This window comes from Streptomyces sp. Ac-502, assembly GCF_045222935.1.
In the GTDB taxonomy this organism is placed as follows: domain Bacteria; phylum Actinomycetota; class Actinomycetes; order Streptomycetales; family Streptomycetaceae; genus Streptomyces; species Streptomyces monomycini.
Genome location: NZ_JBHFFO010000001.1, coordinates 2,750,634 through 2,771,543, shown reverse-complemented (window position 1 = coordinate 2,771,543; position 20,910 = coordinate 2,750,634). Strand labels below are relative to the sequence as shown.

Sequence of the window (20,910 nt, the reverse complement as noted above, 5' to 3'; positions counted from 1 at the left end):
GGCACTCGGAGCAGCGGAGGTGCGATACACATGGTTCCTGTCATTCTGGTACTGCTTCTGGCTTTGATCCTGTTCGGCGCGGGTTTCGCGCTCAAGGCACTGTGGTGGGTGGCCGTCGCGGTCCTGGTCGTATGGCTGCTGGGCTTCCTGTTCCGTTCGACGGGCGCGGGCGGTGGTCGCACACGCTGGTACAGGTGGTGACCCGGGAGAGACGCGGACGGTAGCTGTCCGCATGTGCTGCCAGACTGCCCGGCATGGTGGAAACCTCGGCACGACTGCTGCGTCTGCTCTCTCTCTTGCAGGCACACCGCGAGTGGACGGGCGCGGGCCTCGCCGACCGGCTCGGCGTGACCCCGCGCACCGTCCGCCGTGACATCGACCGCCTGCGCGAACTGGGCTATCCCGTCCACTCGGCCCCCGGCACCGCCGGGGGCTATCAACTGGGCGCGGGCGCCGAACTGCCACCGCTGCTCCTCGACGACGAGGAGGCGGTGGCAGTCGCCGTGGGGCTGCGTACCGCGGCGGCCGGCGGCGTCGAAGGCATCGAGGAGACCTCCGTACGGGCCCTGGCCAAGCTGGAACAGGTGCTGCCCCACCGGCTGCGCCGCCGCGTCGGCGCCCTCAACGCCTTCACCGTCCCCATGCTCGGAGCCCCGGGTCCCCGGGTCGACGCCGCCACCCTCACCGAACTGGCCAACGCCTGCCGGGACAGTCAACGGCTGCGCTTCGCCTACGCGAGCCACGACGGTACGGCCGGCCGCCGCACCGTCGAGCCGCACCGGCTGGTGTCCGCGCAGCGCCGCTGGTACCTCGTCGCCTGGGACGTGGACCGCGCCGACTGGCGGACGTTCCGCGCCGACCGCATCACCCCCACCCCGCCGCACGGCCCGCGCTTCACCCCGCGCCCCGGCCCGGCCGCCGACCTCGCCGCGTACGTCTCGCGGGGCGTCTCCACGGACGTCTACGCCCAGCGGGCCACCCTCGTGCTGCACGCCACCGCCGAGGAGGCCGCCCAGCGGATCAGCCCGTCCGCCGGCGTCGTCGAACCGCTCGACGACCACCGCTGCCTGCTGCACACCGGCGCGCACCGCCTGGACGTCCTGGTCGTCCACGCCGTCCTGCTGGGCTTCGACTTCGAGGTGCGCGAGCCGCCGGAGCTGACGGACGCGATACGGGAGGTCAGGGACCGGCTGACCCGGGCGCTGCACCCGGATCCGGCTCGTCCTTCGGAGACGGCCCCGACCTCGGCCCCGACTGCTTCCGCGACGCCTCCGCTTCCTGAGCCTCCCGCGTCTCCCGCGTCTCCCGCGTCTCCGGAGCGTCCGGCGGGCTGAGCCGCGCGATCTCCGGATGGTGCAGATCAAAGGCGGGCGACTCCGAGCGGATGCGGGGAATGGTCAGGAAGTTGTGGCGCGGCGGCGGACAGGAGGTCGCCCACTCCAGGGAGCGGCCGTAGCCCCACGGGTCGTCCACCTCGGCCTTCGTGCCGTACTTCGTCGTCTTCCAGACGTTGTAGAGGAACGGCAGCGTGGACAGGCCGAGCAGGAAGGCGCCGACGGTCGAGAGGGTGTTGAGCGCGGTGAAGCCGTCGGCGGACAGGTAGTCGGCGATCCGGCGCGGCATCCCCTCCACCCCCAGCCAGTGCTGGACGAGGAAGGTGGTGTGGAAGCCGGTGAACAGCGTCCAGAAGTGCACCTTGCCCAGCCGCTCGTCGAGCAGTTTCCCGGTGAACTTCGGCCACCAGAAGTAGAAGCCAGCGAACATCGCGAACACGACCGTGCCGAAGACGACGTAGTGGAAGTGGGCGACGACGAAGTACGTGTCGGTGACGTGGAAGTCCAGCGGCGGCGACGCCAGGATCACCCCGGTCAGCCCGCCGAACAGGAAGCTCACCAGGAACCCGACGGCCCACAGCATCGGTGTCTCGAAGGACAGCGAGCCGCGCCACATCGTGCCGATCCAGTTGAAGAACTTCACCCCCGTCGGCACCGCGATCAGGAACGACATGAACGAGAAGAACGGCAGCAGCACCGCGCCCGTCGCGAACATGTGGTGCGCCCACACCACGAGCGACAGCCCGGTGATCGCCATCGTGGCGCCGATCAGCATCACGTAGCCGAAGATGGGCTTGCGCGAGAAGACCGGGATGATCTCGGTGATGATGCCGAAGAACGGCAGCGCGATGATGTAGACCTCGGGATGCCCGAAGAACCAGAACAGATGCTGCCACAGCAGCGCGCCGCCCCACTCGGCGTCGAAGACCACCGAGCCGAAGCGCCGGTCCGCCTCCAGCGCCAGCAGCGAGGCCGCCAGCACCGGGAAGGCGACCAGCACCAGGATCGAGGTGAACAGCACGTTCCAGGTGAAGACCGGCATCCGGAACATCGTCATGCCCGGCGCGCGCATCCCGATGATGGTGGTGATGAAGTTGACCGAGCCGAGGATGGTGCCGAAGCCGGAGAGCGCCAGCCCCATGATCCACATGTCGGCGCCGATCCCGGGGAGCGGACCATCGAACTGAGCGGGGCGTAGGCGGTCCAGCCGAAGTCCGCGCCGCCGGTCGGCGTCAGCAGACTGCCCAGCACGATCAGGCCGCCGAAGAGGAACAGCCAGTACGCGAGCATGTTCAGCCGCGGGAAGGCCACGTCGGGCGCGCCGATCTGCAACGGCATGATCTCGTTGGCGAAGCCCGCGAAGGCCGGGGTGGCGAACAGCAGCAGCATGATCGTGCCGTGCATCGTGAACGCCTGGTTGAACTCTTCGTTCGTCAGGATCTGGAGCCCGGGGCGGGCCAGTTCGGCGCGCATCAGCAGCGCCAGCAGACCGCCGACGAGGAAGAAGCCGAACGCGGTGATCAGATAGAGATGGCCGATCTTCTTGTGGTCGGTGGTGGTCAGCCAGTCCACCACCACCGCGCCGGGCCGCCGCGCCCGCACCGGCCCCGGGCTCGCCTCCACGGTGTCCGTACCCATCTGCGCCACCTCGTTCGCCAAGAGACACCGGAGCGGCCGGACCCGCCGGCGCGCCCGGGAAATCGGTAAGAGACGTGCTGGACGTGCTCAGGCTCAAGCCATGATGGCCGTCCCGGCCCGGTCGCGCGAGAGGGTGTGCGCAGCCCGGCCGGATCATTGCGGCGGGCCGCGGCGGGCCGCCGGGCGCGGCGCGGGGATTCACTCCCGGGGCATCAGCGGACCCAGCGGGCCGAGGTCGAGGTTGAGTTCGTCCTTCCCGATGCCGTACCGCTCGCACAGCTCGCCCATCCGCCGCTCCAGGAGCATCAGCGTCAGACCGATCCGTTCCTCCTGGTCCTCGGACAGATCGCCCTGGTCCACGCGGCGCAGCGCCTGCCGTTCCATGAGCTGGTGCAGCAGTTCCACCACGGTCAGCACGAGCCGCACCAGGTCGCGCTCCACGGTGTCCTCGTCCAGTTCCACACGCCGGCTCACGGCGCCACCTCCTCCTCGGCTTCCCCGGCTCCTCGGGGCGTCACGGATCCAGCTCCTCGAACGGCGAGGGAACGTTGGCGTTGACCGAGCTGATCAGGGCCCGCAGATCGATCCGTACGAGATCCACCTCGGCGATGCGCAGCGTGAGGTCGCCCACGATCACCGCGCCGCCGCCCAGCAGCCGGTCCAGCAGGTCGACCAGCGCGATCTGCCGCTCGGCCAGTGGATTGTCCGGCTGCGGGCCGGCCACCGGGGACGTCATACCGCACCGGTCCCGGTGTCCCCGCCCGCCTCCGGGGGCTGCGGAGGCTGCGCGAAGGAGTACGGGGCCCACGGTCCGGTCAGCTCGATCCGCAACCCCGGGCTGCGGTCCGCCAGTTCACCGACCAGTCCCGCGAACGCCCCGGCCTGCTCGCGGGGGATCAGATAGGCCCCGTTGAGCACGTTGCGGCCGCTGACCCCGGACAGCCGGGCGTCCTGCGGGCGGTGCAGCCGGCTGCGCTCGGCGAACTTGTCCAGCGCCTCGTGCGCGGCGCGGGCCAGCTCGTCGGCGCGCCGCTGGTTCTGCTCCTGCGCCTGCCGGTGGGCGAGCCGCCGGCGCAGGAAGTCGCGGCCCGAGCCGTCCGCGGCCGCCTCGCGCGCGGAACCGCCCGCGGGAACGGCGGGCTTGGCGGCCCCGGCGTCCTCGACGTACGCCTTGACGCCCCACTCCATCCGGCCGTCCAGGCTCACCAGCGTGCTCAGGAACTCCTCGGCGCGCTGCGCGAGGACCTGTCGGACCCCGCGCGTGTCGCGGTGGACCGTCACCAGGCGCAGCGGCAGCACACAGAACTCCGCGGCCGCGGTGTCCACCACGCTGCGGTGCGCCCGGGCGGTCCGCTCCAGCCACGCCATGTCCTCCAGGTGGGCGCGGAGCGCCTCCTCCTCGAAGTCGGCGGCCGGCACCCGGGAGACCAGGGCGGACAGCGCGCCCTCCGTGACGGCCTCCACGGGTGCGTCCGCGACGCCGAGCAGTCCGTCCGGCGGTCGGCAGCCTGCCCGGGCGACGGCGTAGGTGTACATCAGCCCGGCGCCGTGCGTACTCAAGTGATCTCCTCTCGCGGCTCCTGGTCGCCCTCCAGGGCGGCGATCCGCTCGCGCAGCCGTTCGTTCTCCTGGGCGAGTTCGCGGCGCCGGGCACCGGAGGACAGCGACGGGTCGTCGCGCCACCAGTCGATGCCCATCTCCTCCGCCCGCTCGACCGAGGCCACGATCAGCCGCAGCTTGATCGTGAGCAGCTCGATGTCGAGCAGGTTGATGCGGATGTCCCCGGCGATGACCACGCCCTTGTCCAGGACGCGTTCGAGGATGTCGGCGAGGTTGGCGCCGCCGTTCGAGCCGTACGGGGAGGGGACCTGGGAACTCATCGGGCCGGCTCCGGCTCCCGCTCGTCCTCGGTGTCCTCCGCGTCCTCGGCGTCGGCCGGTTCCTCGTCGTACTCGTCCGCGGCGTCCTCGTCGTCGTACGCGTCCTCGGGCTCGTCGGCGTCGTCCTCGTACTCGTCCGTGGCGTCGTCCTCGTCCTCGGCGGCCGCCTCGGTGTCCGCGTCCTCGTCCTCGGCTTCCGGTTCCCCGGCGTCCTCGTCGTACGCGTCCTCGGCGTCGGGCTCCTCGTCGTCGCCGGACTCCTCCTCGTACGCGTCCTCGGACGGCTTGCCCTCGCCCTCGGTGTCCTGCTCGGCGCGGTCCTGATCCTCGCCCTGCTCGTCGCGCTCCTGTTCCTCGCGCTCGACGGCCTCGTCGTGGCCGACCACGACCTCGCCGTCCCGGATCTCACCGCGCCACTCGCCGGTCGCCTCGCCCCGCATCATCACGAAGCGGCGGAAGTTCTTCAGGTCGAGCCGGGCGCGGCGGCCCTGCGCCCGCCAGATGTTGCCGGTCTTCTCGAACAGGCCCTTGGGGTAGTACTCGATGACCAGCAGGACGCGGGTGAGGCCGGCGGCCAGCTCGTGGAAGGTGACGACGCCCTTGAGCGTGCCCTTGGCGCCCTCCGAGGTCCAGCTGATGCGCTCGTCGGGGAGCTGCTCGGTGGTGTGCGCCTTCCAGCTGCGGGTGGACCAGAAGATCTTGGCGCGCCAGTTGGAGTCGGTGTCGTCCGCGGACTCCACCCCCTGCACCCCCTTGGCGAAGGTGCTGAACTCCTGGAACTGCGTCCACTGGTTGTACGCCTCGCGCACCGGCACGCCGACGTCGACGTCCTCGCTGATCGTGACGAACTTGCCCTTGCCGCCACCGCCCTTGCGCCCGCCGGTGAGCTTCTTGAAGGCGCCCTTGACGGAGTTCTTGGCGGTGTCCTTGACCGCGCCCTTGAGGGTGTCCTTGATCACCGGCCCGATCAGGCTGTCGCTGCGCCCCTCGGCCACGTCCGTGAGCCGGGTGGTGGCCTCGCCGAGCCGCTTGCCGGTGGACACCAGCAGGCGCTGGGCCTGCGCGGCGGCGAACGAGACGGCTTCTTCCTTGAGGCGGTCGACGGCCGGGTTGCCGGCCACGGTGTCCTTGACGGTGGCCATCGGGCCACCGGACTTCGTGTCAGCCACGGTCCTCACCTCCGCTCCGGCGGGTGCCGGCACGGGCCGTCTTCTTCGCGGCCGAGGCGGTCTTCTTCGGCGCGGCGGCCGCCTGCTTCGCGGGCCGCTTGCGCTGGTCCGGCGCGGCCTTGGAGCCGGATCCGGAGCCGGACCTGGCGCCGGACTTGGCGGGGGTCTTCGAGGACCGCGCGCTCTGCTTCTTGGCGGCGCCGCGTCCCTCACCCCCGGACTTGCGCGTACCGCCGCCGCGGCTCTTCGACGCGCTCTCCTCGTCCTCGCCCTCGCCGGAGGCTTCCTCGTCGTGCCGCCCGCCGCCGGTCGCGCCGCGTACGGTGTCCGCGGCCTTGCCGGCGGTCCCGCCGGCGTCCAGCTGGTCGCGCACGTTCAGCGTCCGCTCGTGCAGGCTGTCCGCCAGGGAGTCGAGGCGCTTGGTGACCAGTGCGCCGGTCGCCGCCTTGCCCACACCCTTGAGGTCGCCGCGCAGCTGTTCGCGCAACTCCTTGAGCTGCGGGTTGGCGGCTATCTGGTCGTTGACCAGGGACACCAGTTGCTGCGGGCTCAGATTTAGGCGCTTGCCCAGGACCATGCTGCCGATACCGATGGCGAGCTTGGCCTTCTTGGTGCGGCCGAGCAGATAGCCTCCGGCGACGGCCAGCACCAGTGCCGGCCGGTTCTTCATGTCGGGGATCTCCTCCACGTCAGGTCGCGCTCGTCCGCCGTCCCGTTCACGGCCCGGTCGTCCGGCGCGATGCTTGCTGGGGATCTCGTACTGTCCGGTTCGGTGATGTCCAGGTGGTGCGGGGATGCCGCTCCGGGGAGCGGCGCGGGGGCCGGGGCGGCCCGGAAGTCCTTCCTCACGCCCCGGCCTGCCGTCGCCGCAGTTCTTCCAGTCGGTCCAGCAGCGCGTCCTCGCGCCGGTCGAACTCGGCCTCGTCGATCTGTCCGCTGTCCAGCTGCTCCGCCAGTTCCCGCAGTTCGCGCTGGACCACGGCCGGGTCGTAGTACTGCCGCTCGGCCTCGGTGAGGACCTGCCGCAGCACCCAGCCGGTGCCCCGTACGGGGGCGGCCGGGAGCAGCAGCAGTTCCTTGATCAGGCCCATCGGTCACTCCGCGGCGGCGGACTCTAGCGGGCGGACGAAGCTGTACGGCGGGAGCGGCCCGTTGACCAGCAGCTCCAGGTGCGGATGGTCGGCGCCGAGCCGGTCGGCGGCGTCCAGGAACGCGGCCGCGTCCTCGCGCCGCATCAGGAACGACAGGTTGACCAGCCAGCCGGAGCCCTCGGGCCCGGGGCAGGACTGCTCCGCCTTCGGAACCAGCGCCGCCTCCACGGTGTGCGCGTCGGCGACCTCGCGGGCCCGTACGGCGTTGGCGACCAGCTCGCCGAGCCGCAGCTTCTGCTGGTACGCGCCGCCGCCGGAGGCCTGGTTGGCCTCGTTGAGGGCGCGGATCTCCGGCTCCTCCGTCAGTACCCGCCGCAGGACGTCCTCTTCGCGGTGGGCGGCCTTGACGTTGTACTCCACCCGCCCGTTGAGGTCGTCCAGCTGCGCCTTGTAGTGCTCGGCGTGCTCGGTGAGGACGGCCTGGACCGCCTCGTCGTCGTCGGAGAGCGAGCCGAAGCGCAGCGGCAGTACCGCTCCGTCCGCCCCGGCCTCGGTCAGCACGTGCTGGTGGGCGAGCAGGTCGCGGCGCTTGGGCCGCAGCTTGTCGGGGCAGTCGCTGACGATCGCGGCCAGGTCGCCCTGGCGGACGATGCGGACCGGGCGCGGCGGGTCGCCGATGCCCAGGATCTCCTGCTCGGGCTTCGGGTGGTCGGCGCGGGCGATGCCGTAGACGTACGTGCTCACTCGCTCTCCTCCTTCTTACGGGAGGTGGTGCGCCGCGGCCTGCGCTGCGGTTCGCCTTCGCTCTCGGCCTTCTCGCGTCCCGAGCCGATCGCATCGGCGAAGGTCTCGGCCGCGCCGGAGAGCGCGCCCTTGGACTTGCCCTTGGCGCCGGACTCGGTGACCTGGCCGACGACGTCGGGCAGGCCGGGGCTCTTGTTGGCGCCGGTCTCCAGGTCGAGGCGGTTGCAGGCCTCGGCGAAACGCAGGTAGGTGTCGACGCTGGCCACCACCACACGGACATCGATCTTGAGAATCTCGATACCGACCAGTGAGACGCGGACGAACGCGTCGATCACCAGGCCGCGGTCGAGGATCAGCTCCAGTACGTCGTAGAGGCCACTGGTGCCGCCCCCGCCCCCGGACTGCTGTTGTGCCGGGACAACGGTCATGACTGTGGTCTTCCTCTCGCACGCTCGTAGCGGCTGACGCGCCGGTAGCCCGTGAGCATGCCGTCCGGGTCGAGCGAGACCTCGTACAACGCCATGAGGCTCATCGTCTCGGGGACCCGGGCGAGCTCCAGTACCTCGGTCTCCAGGACCCAGCCGTCCTCGGTCTTCTCGAACCGGGACACGGTCTCGGGGTTCAGTCCGGTCAGCTCGGCGAGCTGTTCCCGGGCCGACCGCAGGAGTTCGGGTGTGCTGGGGCGGGCGGACGCCGCTCGTCGGTTGTTGCTCTTGTCCGGTGTGTTCGCTGTGTTGTCTCCCATGGGCTCCTCGGCATCAGCGAGTACCGCACGGTGGGGGAGTCAAACCCGCCGACCGGCACGGATGCTCGCGAAATATGCTGCGGCGGCGTGCCGTCGGCGCATTTCCGGGATGTCGGACACCGTGAAAAGGAAGGAATAAACGGCTGCTGACGGGGAATTAATTCCGGCCGCTCCGGGAGGGGTCGAAGGCGGCCGCCGACAGGCGATCAAGGCTGAAATCAGACCGCCCTCGATTCCCACCCGGTTGGTGCAGTGCCCGGCTCGTACGGGTGACGGAATCGAAGGCAAACACGCGCTGTCATGCTGTGACAGAAGTGTGACCAAGGGAGGACCGGACGGGTACGCGCGTATGGCACCCCGGCCCTTCCACCTGCTGCGCGGTACGCCTACGGTGACTGTCATGGCACCCGTACCGAACTCCCCTTTCGAGCCCGACGACGACCCCGAGAGCTATGTCGGGCTGGCGCAGCAGGCTGCCGAGGAACGCGCCCGCGCACACGGCTGGACCACGGTCCGTTCGCTCGCGCCGGGCGCGATCATCACCATGGAGTACCTGGGCGGCCGCCTGAACTTCGAGGTCAAGGACGGCTCCGTGACCCGCAGCTGGAAGGGCTGAGCGGCCGGCGGCGGACCCGGACAAGGCGACGGCCCCGGCGCTCGGAAGGAGCGGCCGGGGCCGTCGGCCACGCGGGGAGAGGCTGTGCGTACCGTCCCCGCGGGTCCCCTGGCGGTCAGTTGCCGCCGGTGCGGCCGCGGACCGGTGCCGGGGCCAGCGGCGCGGTGCGCGGCGCGCGGTCCGCGTGCGGCGGGCGCCGGCTGCCGGTCGGGGTGACCGGGGTGCGCTCCGAGCGGACCGTGTGCGGCCGCGGCGGGTGGTGCGGGCGGCTGTCCGCGGTACGGGTGGCGGCGCCCGGCCTGGCGGCGCCCATCGCGTCCCGGACCAGCACCTCTTCCTCGGGCGCCGGCCGCGGCGCGGACAGGCCGGTATGGGCGTGTGCCGGGGCGAGCGGCGCGGGCGCCGGCAGCCAGCGGGTGCGCAGCCGCAGCCACAGGGCGGTCAGCCGGGACTCGGCCCACTCCACCCCGGGCTCGAACCAGGGCAGCGCGAGCAGCACCAGCAGTCCGGCGGCCCAGCCCAGCAGCACATCGCTGACCCAGTGGGTACCGAGGTAGACGGTGGTCATGCCCACGCCCAGCGCACCGAGCGCGGCGATCACCGAGAGTGCGCGGCGGCGCAGCGGAGTGGTCGCCAGGTAGGCCAGGACGCCCCAGGTGACGACGGCGTTGGCGGTGTGTCCCGAAGGAAATATATCGCCGCCCAGCCACATCTCGTTGGCGCCGATGGTGGTCGCGTAGTGCGGGCCGAGCCGGCCCATGCCGAGCTTGGCGGCGCCCGCGGTGATGTTGAGCAGCAGCAGCGAGGTGCCGAGCACCAGCAGCGGGTGGAGGTTCTTGGTCCGCCAGCAGCGCCAGCCCAGCCAGGCCGCGACGGCCACCGCGGTGGGGCCGCGCTGGCCCAGGACCACGAAGTAGTCGAGGAAGGCGTGGATCTCCGGCCACTGCTTGTACGGCCGGAAGAGCATGGCCTGCCAGTCGAAGGTGACCAGCCATGAGGTGGCGAGCACACCGGCCACGATCGCCACGTACACCGCGAGCGTGCCCCCGAACAGCCACCAGCGGGTCCGGGTCATGCGTGACGGCGGGCGGTCGGGCGGGTGCTCCTCCATCTGGTCGAGCTTGTCATCGGTACGCACTCAATCGACGTTACCGCGTGTGATGTCGGCGCTTGGTCAAACTGTGAGCTTTGTAATGACGATGTGATGTGCAACCTGTCTCAAACGCGACTTTGGCCAGGGGATTTCGGAAGGAATTCAACGGCCGTCGGATTGCGTCCGGCGGGGGCGTCGAAGGGGGCCGCGAGCGGCTTCTTTCCAATTCACCGGCGAAGTTTATCGCCGATTCGCGCGGGTGTCGCGGTCCGTTTCCCCGGAGCGGCGCGTACGGAAGGGAATCCTCCGTTCACGGCGGGCCCGAACCGTTCAGCCAGAACGCCCCGTACACCGCCGACCCCGCGCTGACCAGGGCCAACACGGTCCAGGCCGCCGCCGGACGCCATCGTGCCAGCCCGGCGGCGAGCGGCAGCAGCAACGGATAGGCGGGCATCATCAGGCGCGGCTTGGAGCCGAAGTACCCCTTGGCCGTCAGCGCCAGCAGCAGGACGACGCCGCCGTAGACGAGCAGCGGCAGCGGCTGCCCCCGGCGCGCGCCCAGTACGTACAGCCAGACCACCAGGGCGACACCGGCCAGCAGCCCGAGGCCCGCCGGAAAGCCGAGGTCCCACAGGAACGAGGCGAAGGCCACGCCGCCGTCGAAACCGTTGCCCCAGCCGCCCTGGACGTCCAGATAGGCGGTGAGCCCGCCTTCCCGGGCGCCCACCCAGAGGAAATAGCCGCACCAGCCGAGCGGCGCCAGCAGCACGCCCAGCAGCATCCGCCGGTGCCGGCGCAGACGCGGCCCGCCGCCCGGCCCGGCAACCGCTCCGCCGTCCGCCGGCCCGCCACCTGTCGGCCCGCCGCCCGGCGCGCGGTCCCGCCACAGCGTCACCGCCGCGGTGATCCACACCGCCGCGACCACCGCGGCCCCCACCGGCCGGGTCAGTCCCGCCAGCGAGGCCAGCACCCCCGCGGCCACCCACCGCCCGGTCAGCACGCAGTACACCCCCACGCGGCGAGCGCGGTGAACAGTGACTCCGAGTACGCCATCGACTGCACGATCCCCACCGGCAGCGCCGCCCACAGCGCCGCCAGCGCGACACCGGCCCGCGGCCCGTGCAGTCGCTCGCCGGTCAGGTACAGCGCCCAGGCGGCGGCGAGCGACGCGAGCCAGGACACCGCCAGCCCGGCGTCGGCGGCGGACAGCGACGTCACCGCGGACAGCCCCCGCTCCAGCCACGGCAGCAGCGGGAAGAACGCCAGGTTCGAGTGCACGTCCCCGTTGGCCAGCTGGACGCTGTAGCCGTACCCCTGCTCGGCGACCCGGGTGTACCAGAGCGAGTCCCAGCGGGCGGTGAGCAGCGGGTGCCAGCTCTTGCCGTGCGCGGCGGACCAGGCCGCCAGCACGACGAGCCCCAGCGCCCGGATCGCGGCGTACACCAGCAGGGCGGGGGCGGCCCGGCGCAGCGCGGAGGGCAGCCGAGCCGTCCGGCCGGGGCCGCTCCGCTCCGGGCCGCGGAAGGGGGCAAGATCGTTCATCCGGCCGATTATCCCGTGGCCGGAGTCCGCGGCCCGTCAACGGGTATGGGAACCGCCGGGCCCTGCGACGAGCGTCTCATCATGGGGTGAGCCACGCGTCATGTCACGCGACTCGCGTAGTCTGACGTCTCAACTCGCCCGTCCGCCGGTTCCGCCGGAGCGCCTCCCGCGCCCCGGCTCGCGGCCGCGAGAGCATGACAGGAGGTACGCGAATGTCCGGGACGACCACGTCCGGCAGCGAGCGGACGGCGGGTGTTCCCCGGCATGGAGGTGGCGGCGCCAACCGCTGGACCGTTCTGGTCGTGCTCTGCGTCAGCCTGCTGTTCGTCGCGCTGGACACCACCATCCTGTACGTGGCGGTGCCGTCGGTCACCGAGGACCTGCGTCCCGGGCCGGTGGAACTGCTGTGGATCGTGGACATCTATCCGCTGATCGCGGCGTCCCTGCTCATCCTCTTCGGCACGCTCGGCGACAGGGTGGGCCGCCGCCGCATCCTGCTCATGGGGTACGGCCTGTTCGGCGCGGCCTCGGCCGCCGCCGCGCTGGCCCCCAACCCGCAGACGCTGATGATCGCCCGGGCCCTGCTCGGCATCGGCGGCGCGATGATCATGCCGGCCACGCTGTCGATCCTGCGCCAGGTCTTCCCCGACCGGCGCGAGCGGGCGGTCGCCATCGGGGTGTGGAGCGCGGTGGCCGCCGTCGGCGCCGCGGTCGGACCGGTCCTCGGCGGCTTCCTCGTCGAGAACTTCTGGTGGGGCTCGGTCTTCCTCATCAACATCCCGATGATGGCGGTCATGGCCCTGATAGGACGCTGGCTGCTGCCGGAGTCCCGGGGCGAGCGCAACGGGCCCTGGGACACCCTCGGCGCCGTCGTCGCGGCGCTCGGCGTGCTCGGTGTCGTCCTCGGCGTCAAGCGCATCGGCAGCGGCGAGACCCTGCTCGGCCCGACCACGCTGGGCTCCATGCTCGTCGGTGTCCTGCTGCTGATCGTCTTCGTACGGCGCCAGCGCAAGCGCGAGCATCCGCTCATCGACATGCGGCTGTTCGCCCGCCCCGCCTTCGGCACCTCGGTGGGCTGCATCGTGCTGGCGATGCTCGCCCTCGTCGGGCTCCAGCTGATAGCCGTGCAGTACCTCCAGCTCGTCCTCGGCCTGAGCCCGCTGGAGACCGGGCTGCGGATGCTGCCGCTGGTCTTCGCCGCGATGGCCGCCGGGCTCACCGGCTCGAAGGTCTTGCAGGCCGTCGGGCCGCGGGTGATGGTCTCGCTGGGCTTCGTGCTCACCGCGGCCGCGGTGCTCTGCCTGACCGCGATGGACGAGACGGACCGGCCCTGGCTGCTCGTCCTCGGCTTCGTGCTGCTCGGCTTCGGCTTCCAGAGCACGCTCTTCGGCGCCTACGAGTCGATGCTCAGCGAGGCCCCCGCCGACCAGGCGGGCGGCGCGGCGGCCATCGGCGAGACCTCCTACCAGCTCGGCGCCGGCATCGGCGTGGCCCTGCTCGGCAGCGTCATGAACGCCGCCTACGCACCGGGGCTGGCCCACGTGGACGGCGTTCCGGAGCGGGCGTCCGCCTCGGCCGCGCACTCGCTGGGGGAGGCGTACAAGGTCGCCTCCTCGCTCGGGGGCAAGGCTCAGGGGGTGCTGCGTGACGTCGCGCAGGCCTCCTTCGTCCACGGGCTGCACGTCACGCTCGTCGCCAGCGCCGTGCTGCTGCTGGTCGGCGCGGCGATCGCGCTGCGACTGCCGCGGCGGGCCGCGGACTCGGGGGACCGGACCGACAGCGACGGGACGCACTGCGGCCAGGAGCCGGCGCGCGCGAACACCGGACGGTAGCGGGGATCAAGGGAGCGGGGACTGCCGCGGCGCGGGGAGTACGGCGCTGAGCGGGGGTTTCGCGCACGAGGCGGGACATTCGGGCGGAGGTGACGCCCACGGCGGGGGCTCTTGCCGCCGTGCCGTGGCCGCCCGTAACGTCGGACCCGGATAACTAACACCGCTAGTTTTTGTGCGCGCGCAGCTACCGGAGGCCCCGCCATGTCCGCATCCCCGACCCCGAAGCTCCCGCCCTTCGACGCGGAAGACCCGCTGGGCCTCGACGACCTGCTCTCCGACGAGGACCGGGCGGTACGCGCCACCGTCCGCCAGTGGGCCGGCGACCGGGTCCTGCCGCACATCGCCGAGTGGTACGAGCAGGGCGAACTGCCCGGCATCCGCGACCTGGCACGCGAACTGGGCTCCCTCGGCGCCCTCGGCATGGCACTGACCGGCTACGGTTGCGCGGGCGCCTCGCACGTCCAGTACGGCCTGGCCTGCCTGGAACTGGAGGCGGCCGACTCGGGTATCCGCTCGCTGGTCTCCGTCCAGGGCTCGCTCGCCATGTACGCGATCCGGCGCTTCGGCTCCGAGGAGCAGAAGCAGCGCTGGCTGCCGGACATGGCGTCCGGCGAGACCATCGGCTGCTTCGGCCTGACCGAGCCGGACCACGGCTCCGACCCCGGCGACATGCGCACGTACGCCAAGCGGGACGGCGGCGACTGGGTGCTCACCGGCCGCAAGATGTGGATCACCAACGGGTCGGTGGCCGGCGTCGCGGTGGTCTGGGCGCAGACCGACGACGGCATCCGCGGCTTCCTCGTCCCGGCCGGCACCCCCGGCTTCAGCGCGCCCGAGATCCGGCACAAGTGGTCGCTGCGTGCCTCGGTCACCAGCGAACTGGTCCTGGACGAGGTACGGCTGCCGGCCGACGCGATGCTCCCCGACGCCAAGGGGCTGGGCGGCCCGCTGCGCTGCCTGGGCCACGCCCGGTACGGCATCGTGTGGGGCGCGATGGGCGCCGCGCGCGCCAGTTTCGAGGCCGCGCTGGAGTACTCCCGTACCCGCGAGCAGTTCGGCAGGCCCATCGGCGGCTTCCAGCTCACCCAGGCCAAGCTGGCCGACATGGCGGTGGAACTGCACAAGGGCATCCTGCTCGCCCACCATCTGGGGCGGCGCTTCGACGCGGGGCGGCTGCGGCCGGAACAGATCAGCTTCGGCAAGCTCAACAACGTACGGGAGGCGATCGACATCTGCCGTACGGCCCGGACGGTCCTCGGCGCGAACGGGATCTCGCTGGAGTACCCCGTCATGCGGCATGCGACGAACCTGGAATCGGTGCTCACCTACGAGGGCACCGTCGAGATGCACCAGCTCGTGCTGGGCAAGGCGCTCACCGGACTCGACGCGTTCCGCTGAGCGGAGCCGGCCGGTGGCCGGGGGCGTCGGCCGCCCCGGCCACCGGCCGGAACGACGGACCGGCCCCCGCTCTCAGCTCTGGTTGAAGAAGCCGCCCTCGGGGCGGCGCCGGCCGGGCTCACCGCTGAGGATGCGGTAGTCGGCCGGGGTGAGCAGGAAGACGCGCGTGGCGACCCGCTCGATGGAGCCGCGGAGCCCGAAGGTCAGCCCGGCCGCGAAGTCCACCACGCGCTTGGCGTCGGAGGAGTCCATCGCGGTCAGGTTGACGATGACGGGGATGCCGTCCCGGAACAGCTCCCCGATGCCGCGGGCGTCCCCGAAGCCCTCCGGGGTGACGGTGGCGATGCGGGTGCCCTGGTCCTGGGCGCTCTCGTCGGTGACCTGGACGCGCGGGTCGGTCACCCAGGGGCTGTTCCCGGTGCTGCCGGGCTCGGACCCCTCGGCGTAGTCGTCGTCGTAGTAGCGCTCGTCATCGTTGTCGTCGACGAGGCCCAGCCAGGCGCTTGCCTTGCGTACCGATCCCATTGACGCCTCCTCTCACCCGCGGTCTGTGTGTCCGCACCTCTATCGTCGTCCATGATGCGGATGCTCTGCCAAGTGGATAGCCGCCGCACGGGGGTTCGTGACACATCTGGTGCAAAGAGGGTGGCATGGCGTCAGAACAGGGAAGAGTCGCGGGAACTGACCGTGTGAAGGCTGTCACATCGAGTGTCGGAACGTCCAGTGGCCGACCGGTACCCGATCGTTCTTGCATCCAAACCGGACGGAATGCGAACCGCCCATGTGCGGGCGGTGTCCCGTTCCACCCCGTACGGGGGTCAGGTGAACCCGGCCGGCCGCAGGTACGAGGCGCGGCGTTGACCCGGGGCCGCGCCGGCGGCCCGGCAGCGCGACTGCCGAACTTTGTCGACAATGCGTTACCGGGGCCGGACGGGGCAGGCGTGGAGCGAGGGTGAGGCGTGGAACGTCAGGCAAGGGCGGAGCTACGAGGGGAGGGGTGCGCCGGCGGGGCGCGGAGGTGTGAAGGCGCGGCGGACGGGAGGAGAAGCCGCGAAGGGCCCGGCCGGAACGGCGTCGGGCGGGCAGCGGGTCAGCTCAACAGGACGCCGACCACACACGACCGAAGTCGATGTGGTCGCGGGTGACCAGCCACTGCCGTGAGTCCATGCGGCCAAGTGGAACAGGCATCCGGTTTCCCGTCAACCATGACGTGCCCCGCTGCCCACAGTCCGGACAGCCTTGACAGCGGGGCGTCCCGGGCACATAGCCTCAAGGATCGGACGTGCTGAGGGGCGCGGTCCGGTGGCGGCCTCCGGGCCCGTGTGTGAAGACGCCCAACTCCCAGTGGGATCACTGCGTCCACGGAGCCTTCACGCATGTCTGCGACCGACAACGCGCCGCACCCCGCGCCGCCCCCGCGGCCCCTCCACCCCCGTCCCGCACCCCGGACCGTACCCGGACCCACGCCCCGGACCGCCCCGCCGTCGTCCTCGTCGGCGCGGGCCCGCGCGGCACCGGGCTGATCGAGCGCATCGCCGCCAACACCCCCGAGCTGTACGGCGACACACCCCTGGACCTGCACCTGGTCGACCCGTACCCGCCGGGCGGCGGGCGCGTCTGGCGCCGCGACCAGTCCCCGCTGCTGTGGATGAACTCGACGGCCGAGGACGTCACCATGTTCACCGACGCGTCCGTCGAGCTGCGGGGACCGGTACGCCCCGGGCCCTCGCTCGCCGAGTGGGCCGCCCGGGTGCGCGCGGGCGAGCTCTCCGTACCGGGCGAACTGGCCGCGTCGGTACGCGCGTTAGGGCCGCGGGGCTTCGCCGGACGGCAGGTGCAGAGCGCCTACCTGGAGTGGGTGTACGAGCAGGCGGTGGCCGCGCTGCCGCCGGGCATCGCGGTGCACGAGCACCGCTGCCGCGCGGTGCGGGTCACGGGCCCGCGCGGCGGCCGGCAGCAGGTGTGGCTGGAGGACAGCCCTACCCCGCTCGCCGCCGACCTCGTCGTCCTCACCCTCGGCCACCTCGACGCCCAGCCGTCGCCGGAACAGCGGACCCTGGCCGCCTTCGCCGCGCGCCACCACCTGACCTACCTGCCCTCCGACTTCACGGCGGACTCCGGCCTGGACGCCCTGGCCCCCGGCGAGCCGGTGCTCGTGCGCGGTTTCGGACTCGCCTTCGTCGATCTGATGGTGCTGCTCACCGAAGGGCGCGGCGGCACGTACGAGGCCGGGCCGGACGGGGAGTCGGTGTACCGGCCGTCGGGGAAGGAGCCGGTCCTGTACGTCGGGTCGCGGCGCGGCGTCCCGTACCACTCCAAGATCGGCTACACCTTGCGGGGCGAACGGCCGCCGCTGCCGCGCTTCTTCGGCCCCGCGCAGGTGGACGACCTGCTCGCCCGGCCCGGCGGCTACGACTTCCGGCGCGACGTCTGGCCGCTCATCGCCAAGGAGCTGGGCCACGCCCACTACCACCGGCTGTTCACCGCGCACCCGGAGCGGGTCCGCGGCGACCGGGCCGCCTTCGAGGAGCGGTACGCGGCCGCCGGACCGCTCGGCCCGGAACTGCGCGCGCTGGTCGCCGCCGCAGTCCCCGACCCCGCCGACCACCTCGACCTGGACGCCCTCGACCGGCCTCTGGAAGGCGTCCGCTTTTCCGGCGCGGACGCCTTCCAGGACGGCCTGCGTGCCTGCATCGAAACCGACCTCGCCCGGAGGCACGACCCCGCCCACAGCCCCGACCTGGCCGTCTTCCTCGCCCTGCTGTCGGTGTACGGGCAGCTGGTACGGCTCGGCGACCACGGCCCGTGGTGGCACGGCTTCTTCAGCCACCTCGCCTCCGGGCCGCCCGGCCCCCGCCTGCGGCAGTTGCTCGCGCTGTCCCGCGCCGGAGTGGTGCGCTTCCTCGGCGCCGGCACCACCGTCACCGCGGACCCGGAGCGCGGCGTGTTCTCGGCCGCGAGCGAAAGCGTGCCGGGCGTACGGGTCGAGGCCCGGGCGCTGGTGGAGGCGCGGCTCCCGCAGCCCACCGTGACGGACACGAAGGACGCCCTGCTGCGCGGCTTGTACGACGACGGGGCCGCCGCCACCGGCAGCGGCCTGCTCGCCGTCGACCCGGGTGACGGCCGGGTGCTGGACCGCGCCGGACAGCCGCACCCGCGCCGCTTCGCGCTCGGCCCGCACACCGACGCCCGCGCCTCAGGCGCCTTCGCCCGGCCCCGTACCAACGCGCCCGCCTTCCGGCAGAACGACGCCACAGCCCGCGCCCTGCTGCGCTTCCTGCGCGCACACGCCGTACCGGAGCCGGCCCGGTGCCCACCCGGCTGAGCAGCACCACGGCAGCCGCCACCCCACGTGCACAGCGACGAAAGGCCGTCCCATGCCCCAGCCCTCCTGCTCCCTGCGCCCCCTGCACCTCGCCTTCGCGCTCGACGGGCCGCCCCGCCGGGCCCGCCGCGCCCCCGAGGTCTACGACCCGGAGCACTACGTCCGCCTGGCCCGGCTCGCCGAGCGCGGCACCCTGGACTTCGTCACCCTCGGCGACTCCTTCGCCCGGCCGGGCCCGGACGCGCTCGCCGTCCTCGCCCGGGTCGCGCCGCGCACCGGCCGCGTCGGCCTGGTCCCGGCCGTCACCACCACCCACACCGAGCCGTTCCACGTCTCGACCGCCGTGAACACCCTGGACTGGGTCAGCCGCGGCCGGGCGGGCTGGACGGTGGAGGTGTCCGGCACCCCGGCCGAGGCCCGCCTCTTCGGCCGCCGGGACGCCGCGCCCGCCGACGCGCTGTGGCGGGAGGCCGGCGAGGTCGCCGACGTGGCCGCCCGGCTGTGGGACAGCTGGGAGGACGACGCGGAGATCCGCGACACCGCGACGGGCCGGTTCGTCGACCGCGACAAGCTCCACCACGTCGACTTCCGCGGCGCCTCCTTCTCCGTACGCGGGCCGTCCATCACCCCCAGACCGCCGCAGGGCCGCCCGGTCGTCGCCGTCGACGCCACCGCCCGGCCCGCGCGGCAGGTGGCCGCGGCGCACGCGGACGTCGCGTTCGTCCGGGCGGAGGACCCCGCCACGGCGACCGCCGCCCGCGCCGACCTGCGCGAGCGCGCCCGCGCGCTGGGCCGCGACCCGGACCGGCTGCTGGTCCTCGCCTCGCTGCCGGTCGAGCTGTACTGCTCCGGTGACGCCGTCGGGCTCGCCGACCTGCTCGGCGACTGGCACGCGGACGGCGCGGGCGACGGCTTCCACCTGCGGCCCGCCGACCCCGCGCGCGACCTCGCGCTGCTCGTCGACGGCACCGTGCCGGTGCTCCAGCACCGCTGCCTGCTCCGCCGCTTCTACCCGGGCGCGACGCTGCGCGAGCACCTCGGCCTGCCGCGCCCGGCCAACCGTTACGCCTCGGCCCGGAAGGTCTCCTCGTGACCAGGTCCAGCACATCGACGCGTACGGCGCCCACGCCCGCGGCGCCGGCTCCGGCCGCCGCGCCCGGCCTCCGGCGCATGCACCTGGCGGCCCACTTCCCCGGCGTCAACAACACCACCGTCTGGGCCGACCCGGGGCCGGCTCGCAGATCGACTTCGCCTCGTTCGAACACCTCGCCCGTACCGCCGAGCGCGGCCGCTTCGACTTCTTCTTCCTGGCCGAGGGGCTGCGGCTGCGCGAGCACAAGGGCCGTATCCACGACCTGGACGTACTGGGCCGCCCGGAGTCGATCACCGTACTGAACGCGCTGGCGGCCGTCACCGACCGGCTGGGCCTGGCCGCCACCGTCAACACCACCTTCAACGAGCCCTACGAACTCGCCCGGCGGCTGGCCACCCTGGACCACCTCAGCGCGGGCCGCGCCGCCTGGAACGTGGTCACCACCTCCGACGCGTTCACCGGCGAGAACTTCCGCCGCGGCGGGTACCTCGACCACGCCGACCGCTACACCCGGGCCGCCGAGTTCGTCGCCACCGCCCGCGAACTGTGGGACTCCTGGACGGCGGGAGGGTGCCGCGGCCGGTCGCCCACCAAGGCCCGCACTTCCGCGTCCGGGGCGCCTTCACCCTCCCGCGCAGCCCGCAGGGCCACCCCGTCGTCATCCAGGCGGGCGACTCCGCCGAGGGCCGCGCCTTCGCCGCCGCCACCGCCGACATCGTCTTCACCGGCTGGGGGCCCGGGGGCCGTCCCCCGGGTAGATGCGGCACCCGGCACAGCACGCTCGCGACAGGCCAGGAGTTCTACGCCGACGTCAAGGGCCGGCTGGCCGCCCACGGCCGGACCGCCGATTCCCTGAAGATCATGCCCGGTGTCACCTTCGTCCTGGGCGACACCGCGGCCGACGCCCAGGAACGGGCCGCCGTGATCCGACGGCAGCAGGTCTCCCCGCAGAACGCGCTGCTGGCCCTCGAACAGGTCTGGGGCGTGGACCTGTCCGGGTACGACCCGGACGGGCCACTGCCGGACATCGACCCGGACCCCGGCTCCCAGCTCGCCCAGGGCCGCGTCAGGATCGCCGACCCGAAAGCGGTCGCCGACCGCTGGCGGGCGCTGTCCGAGGCCAAGGGCCTGTCCATCCGGGAGACCGTGATCGAGACGACCGGACGGCAGTCCTTCGTCGGCACGCCCGCCGCCGTCGCCGAGGAGATGACCGCCTACGTGGCGGCCCGCGCCGCGGACGGCTTCATCCTCGTACCGCACCTGACCCCCGGCGGCCTGGACGACTTCGTCGACCGGGTGGTGCCGCTGCTCCAGGAGCGCGGCGTCCTGCGGACGGAATACGCGGGCACGACCCTGCGCTCTCACTTGGGGCTGCCGGATCCGGTACGTCCCGTAGGGAAGGACTGACCG

20 protein-coding genes and 3 pseudogenes are annotated in these 20,910 nt (G+C 72.5%); 8 read left to right on the top strand and 15 right to left on the bottom strand.

The annotated features are described in order from the left end of the window. The first annotated feature begins 30 nt into the window (after window positions 1-30). Both ACEXOX_RS12510 and ACEXOX_RS12505 read left to right on the top strand, forming a co-directional pair. Window positions 31-201 (top strand): hypothetical protein, encoded by a 171-nt coding sequence (locus ACEXOX_RS12510; protein ID WP_030019458.1) that lies wholly within the window; start codon window positions 31-33, stop codon window positions 199-201. Window positions 202-254: 53 nt separating this feature from the next. Continuing rightward, on the top strand, window positions 255-1,334 hold the full coding sequence (locus ACEXOX_RS12505) for a helix-turn-helix transcriptional regulator (protein ID WP_406520546.1): 1,080 nt from the start codon (window positions 255-257) through the stop codon (window positions 1,332-1,334). On the opposite strand, the pseudogene ctaD reads toward ACEXOX_RS12505, so the two are convergent. From ctaD to ACEXOX_RS12445, 12 genes and pseudogenes are all read right to left on the bottom strand, one after another. Beyond that, window positions 1,324-2,972: pseudogene (gene ctaD / locus ACEXOX_RS12500) on the bottom strand (cytochrome c oxidase subunit I); the annotation flags it as partial. The gene ACEXOX_RS12505 and the pseudogene ctaD sit on opposite strands and share 11 nt — an antisense overlap. Before the next feature lie 198 nt (window positions 2,973-3,170). Continuing rightward, on the bottom strand, window positions 3,171-3,446 hold the full coding sequence (locus tag ACEXOX_RS12495) for a gas vesicle protein K (protein ID WP_030019461.1): 276 nt from the start codon (window positions 3,444-3,446) through the stop codon (window positions 3,171-3,173). Between the two features lie 40 nt (window positions 3,447-3,486). Next, a complete protein-coding gene (locus ACEXOX_RS12490; protein ID WP_406520544.1) occupies window positions 3,487-3,708 on the bottom strand; it encodes a gas vesicle protein in 222 nt (73 codons plus the stop codon). After that, window positions 3,705-4,532: a GvpL/GvpF family gas vesicle protein gene (locus ACEXOX_RS12485; RefSeq protein ID WP_406520542.1), complete on the bottom strand. Its 828-nt coding sequence runs from the start codon at window positions 4,530-4,532 to the stop codon at window positions 3,705-3,707. Before ACEXOX_RS12485 ends, ACEXOX_RS12490 begins: the two co-directional genes overlap by 4 nt. Next, a complete protein-coding gene (locus tag ACEXOX_RS12480) occupies window positions 4,529-4,852 on the bottom strand; it encodes a gas vesicle protein (protein ID WP_030019464.1) in 324 nt (107 codons plus the stop codon). Before ACEXOX_RS12480 ends, ACEXOX_RS12485 begins: the two co-directional genes overlap by 4 nt. Further along, window positions 4,849-6,021: an SRPBCC family protein gene (locus ACEXOX_RS12475; RefSeq protein ID WP_406520540.1), complete on the bottom strand. Its 1,173-nt coding sequence runs from the start codon at window positions 6,019-6,021 to the stop codon at window positions 4,849-4,851. Before ACEXOX_RS12475 ends, ACEXOX_RS12480 begins: the two co-directional genes overlap by 4 nt. Further along, entirely contained in the window at window positions 6,014-6,691 is a 678-nt protein-coding gene (locus tag ACEXOX_RS12470; protein WP_406520539.1) for a DNA primase, read from the bottom strand. Before ACEXOX_RS12470 ends, ACEXOX_RS12475 begins: the two co-directional genes overlap by 8 nt. Next, window positions 6,688-6,870, bottom strand: coding sequence for a hypothetical protein (locus ACEXOX_RS12465; protein ID WP_406520538.1), 183 nt, complete (start codon window positions 6,868-6,870; stop codon window positions 6,688-6,690). The genes ACEXOX_RS12470 and ACEXOX_RS12465 overlap by 4 nt, the downstream gene beginning before the upstream one ends. Then, window positions 6,867-7,112: a gas vesicle protein GvpG gene (locus ACEXOX_RS12460; protein WP_030019466.1), complete on the bottom strand. Its 246-nt coding sequence runs from the start codon at window positions 7,110-7,112 to the stop codon at window positions 6,867-6,869. Before ACEXOX_RS12460 ends, ACEXOX_RS12465 begins: the two co-directional genes overlap by 4 nt. Before the next feature lie 3 nt (window positions 7,113-7,115). Next, the gene (locus tag ACEXOX_RS12455) at window positions 7,116-7,856 is read right to left on the bottom strand and encodes a GvpL/GvpF family gas vesicle protein (RefSeq protein ID WP_030019467.1); all 741 of its coding nucleotides are present in this window, start codon (window positions 7,854-7,856) and stop codon (window positions 7,116-7,118) included. Continuing rightward, window positions 7,853-8,284 (bottom strand): gas vesicle structural protein GvpA, encoded by a 432-nt coding sequence (locus ACEXOX_RS12450; protein WP_406520536.1) that lies wholly within the window; start codon window positions 8,282-8,284, stop codon window positions 7,853-7,855. Before ACEXOX_RS12450 ends, ACEXOX_RS12455 begins: the two co-directional genes overlap by 4 nt. Continuing rightward, window positions 8,281-8,601, bottom strand: coding sequence for a gas vesicle protein (locus ACEXOX_RS12445; RefSeq protein WP_406520534.1), 321 nt, complete (start codon window positions 8,599-8,601; stop codon window positions 8,281-8,283). Before ACEXOX_RS12445 ends, ACEXOX_RS12450 begins: the two co-directional genes overlap by 4 nt. A 400-nt stretch (window positions 8,602-9,001) precedes the next feature. On the opposite strand from ACEXOX_RS12445, the gene ACEXOX_RS12440 reads away from it, so the two are divergent. Then, window positions 9,002-9,217 (top strand): I78 family peptidase inhibitor, encoded by a 216-nt coding sequence (locus ACEXOX_RS12440; protein ID WP_406520533.1) that lies wholly within the window; start codon window positions 9,002-9,004, stop codon window positions 9,215-9,217. Between the two features lie 115 nt (window positions 9,218-9,332). Here the strand turns inward: ACEXOX_RS12440 and ACEXOX_RS12435 are convergent, their stop codons facing one another. Both ACEXOX_RS12435 and ACEXOX_RS12430 read right to left on the bottom strand, forming a co-directional pair. Next, window positions 9,333-10,355: a phosphatase PAP2 family protein gene (locus tag ACEXOX_RS12435; protein ID WP_406520531.1), complete on the bottom strand. Its 1,023-nt coding sequence runs from the start codon at window positions 10,353-10,355 to the stop codon at window positions 9,333-9,335. 265 nt (window positions 10,356-10,620) lie between these two features. Then, a pseudogene (locus tag ACEXOX_RS12430) lies at window positions 10,621-11,852 on the bottom strand (hypothetical protein). Window positions 11,853-12,064: 212 nt separating this feature from the next. Between ACEXOX_RS12430 and ACEXOX_RS12425 the strand changes: the two are divergent. Beyond that, complete coding sequence (locus ACEXOX_RS12425) at window positions 12,065-13,684, top strand: MFS transporter (protein WP_406520530.1); 1,620 nt, start codon at window positions 12,065-12,067, stop codon at window positions 13,682-13,684. 201 nt (window positions 13,685-13,885) lie between these two features. Continuing rightward, a complete protein-coding gene (locus ACEXOX_RS12420; RefSeq protein WP_406520528.1) occupies window positions 13,886-15,082 on the top strand; it encodes an acyl-CoA dehydrogenase family protein in 1,197 nt (398 codons plus the stop codon). Window positions 15,083-15,154: 72 nt separating this feature from the next. Here the strand turns inward: ACEXOX_RS12420 and ACEXOX_RS12415 are convergent, their stop codons facing one another. Beyond that, entirely contained in the window at window positions 15,155-15,607 is a 453-nt protein-coding gene (locus ACEXOX_RS12415; RefSeq protein ID WP_406520527.1) for a cell division protein SepF, read from the bottom strand. A 994-nt stretch (window positions 15,608-16,601) separates the two neighbouring features. Between ACEXOX_RS12415 and ACEXOX_RS12410 the strand changes: the two genes are divergently transcribed. The 3 genes and pseudogenes from ACEXOX_RS12410 (at window position 16,602) to ACEXOX_RS12400 (ending at window position 20,907) form a co-directional block, all read left to right on the top strand. Next, complete coding sequence (locus tag ACEXOX_RS12410) at window positions 16,602-18,407, top strand: FAD/NAD(P)-binding protein (RefSeq protein ID WP_406526316.1); 1,806 nt, start codon at window positions 16,602-16,604, stop codon at window positions 18,405-18,407. A gap of 52 nt (window positions 18,408-18,459) precedes the next feature. Next, window positions 18,460-19,500 (top strand): LLM class flavin-dependent oxidoreductase, encoded by a 1,041-nt coding sequence (locus ACEXOX_RS12405; RefSeq protein ID WP_406520526.1) that lies wholly within the window; start codon window positions 18,460-18,462, stop codon window positions 19,498-19,500. 77 nt (window positions 19,501-19,577) lie between these two features. Beyond that, window positions 19,578-20,907: pseudogene (locus ACEXOX_RS12400) on the top strand (NtaA/DmoA family FMN-dependent monooxygenase). Window positions 20,908-20,910 lie beyond the last annotated feature (3 nt).

Coding starts and splice junctions, on each gene's coding strand:
- ACEXOX_RS12510 (WP_030019458.1), top strand. CDS start 31: ATGGTTCCTGTCATTCTGGTACTGCTTCTGGCTTTGATCCTGTTCGGC.
- ACEXOX_RS12505 (WP_406520546.1), top strand. CDS start 255: ATGGTGGAAACCTCGGCACGACTGCTGCGTCTGCTCTCTCTCTTGCAG.
- ACEXOX_RS12490 (WP_406520544.1), bottom strand. CDS start 3,708: ATGACGTCCCCGGTGGCCGGCCCGCAGCCGGACAATCCACTGGCCGAG.
- ACEXOX_RS12480 (WP_030019464.1), bottom strand. CDS start 4,852: ATGAGTTCCCAGGTCCCCTCCCCGTACGGCTCGAACGGCGGCGCCAAC.
- ACEXOX_RS12470 (WP_406520539.1), bottom strand. CDS start 6,691: ATGAAGAACCGGCCGGCACTGGTGCTGGCCGTCGCCGGAGGCTATCTG.
- ACEXOX_RS12460 (WP_030019466.1), bottom strand. CDS start 7,112: ATGGGCCTGATCAAGGAACTGCTGCTGCTCCCGGCCGCCCCCGTACGG.
- ACEXOX_RS12450 (WP_406520536.1), bottom strand. CDS start 8,284: ATGACCGTTGTCCCGGCACAACAGCAGTCCGGGGGCGGGGGCGGCACC.
- ACEXOX_RS12445 (WP_406520534.1), bottom strand. CDS start 8,601: ATGGGAGACAACACAGCGAACACACCGGACAAGAGCAACAACCGACGA.
- ACEXOX_RS12440 (WP_406520533.1), top strand. CDS start 9,002: ATGGCACCCGTACCGAACTCCCCTTTCGAGCCCGACGACGACCCCGAG.
- ACEXOX_RS12425 (WP_406520530.1), top strand. CDS start 12,065: ATGTCCGGGACGACCACGTCCGGCAGCGAGCGGACGGCGGGTGTTCCC.
- ACEXOX_RS12420 (WP_406520528.1), top strand. CDS start 13,886: ATGTCCGCATCCCCGACCCCGAAGCTCCCGCCCTTCGACGCGGAAGAC.
- ACEXOX_RS12415 (WP_406520527.1), bottom strand. CDS start 15,607: ATGGGATCGGTACGCAAGGCAAGCGCCTGGCTGGGCCTCGTCGACGAC.
- ACEXOX_RS12405 (WP_406520526.1), top strand. CDS start 18,460: ATGCCCCAGCCCTCCTGCTCCCTGCGCCCCCTGCACCTCGCCTTCGCG.